This window comes from Limnobacter alexandrii (assembly GCF_005871185.1).
In the GTDB taxonomy this organism is placed as follows: Bacteria; Pseudomonadota; Gammaproteobacteria; order Burkholderiales; family Burkholderiaceae_B; genus Limnobacter; species Limnobacter alexandrii.
The window spans coordinates 1-1,213 of sequence record NZ_SWKN01000004.1 but is presented as its reverse complement, the minus strand read 5'-3'; the positions used below and the strand labels follow the sequence as shown (position 1 = coordinate 1,213).

General features: G+C 51.2%; 1 protein-coding gene. It reads right to left on the bottom strand.

All coding sequences use genetic code 11. The features are described 5' to 3' along the window. Positions 1-19: 19 nt before the first annotated feature. A protein-coding gene (locus FCS97_RS00250; protein ID WP_138515521.1) for an IS3 family transposase occupies positions 20-1,143 on the bottom strand; the annotation gives its coding sequence in 2 pieces (ribosomal slippage) (positions 20-894 and positions 894-1,143; 1,125 coding nt in all). Between the last annotated feature and the right edge of the window lie 70 nt (positions 1,144-1,213).

The window sequence follows — 1,213 nt, the reverse complement described above, 5'->3', positions numbered from 1 at the left end:
TGACCTGCCCGGGAATTTCCTACCACTGAGAACTTAACTTTCTGGTCTCAGTTGATAAATCGTTTTGCAATCCTGCCACGAACTCATTCGGGGTCAGGTAGTTCAAACTGGAGTGCGGTCTGACCGCATTGTAATGCTGCCTCCAGTCTTCAATAATTACTCGTGCTTCAAGTCTGTTTCTAAACCACTCCATCGACAGGCACTCATCCCGAAACTTGCCGTTGAAACTTTCGTTGGTGCCGTTTTGCCATGGCTTGCCGGGATCAATCAACACACTTTCAAGTTTCTCTTGCACCGCCCATTCCAGGAGCTTGGTCGCCACGAATTCCGGGCCGTTGTCGCTCCTAAGGTATCTCGGTGCGCCCCGCACACTGATCAGCTTGCTCAGTACATCAATGACTCGTTTGGAACGAATACTGCCGGCAACATCGATTGCCAAGCACTCCCGAGTGTATTCATCCACAACAGTCAAACATTTGATGGTTTGACCGTTGGCACACGCGTCATACACAAAATCATAGCTCCACACGGTGTTGCGTTGATCTGGCATCTTAGGCCGTGGCGCAGCGCTTGCAATCGCTCTACGCCGCTTCTTTTTGGCAGGCACCTGCAAGCCTGCCTGACTCCAAAGCCTTGAACAACGCTCTTTGCCAATCTGCAGACCCTCTCTGGCCAAGAACACTCGAATTCGCCTTGATCCAAACCTTGGGTATTGCCCTGACAAACGTTTCATTACATCAATCATCGGCAGGTCTCGACTTGGCATCTTGGGTTCGTAATACAGGCCTGATCGGGCCACTTGCATCAGCGTGCAAGCACGTCGTTGACCCACCCCACGACCGATCGCGTAATGGGCCTGTTCCAAACGTGCTTGCACGCTCACCACTTTTTTCTGTTGATTTCCTTCATCACCTCGATTTCAAGGTCTCGGTCCACCAGCAGCTTACGAAGTCGAGCGTTCTCGGCCTCCAGAGTTTTTAGGCGTCGAACCTCATCGGTTTCTAAATCGCCAAATTTCTTGCGCCATGCATAAATGGTCGGTTCGCTCACACCGTGGCGTTTGGCAACCTCTACAACCGTGTCTTTGTCTGTTTCTCTCAGGATTCGAACAATCTGCTCATCGCTGAATCGGGCTCGTTTCATTTCGTCTCTCGCTGCGTTGAGAGACCATTGTAGTTAAGTCACGCTGGATCGAAAAATCCGGGGCAGGTCA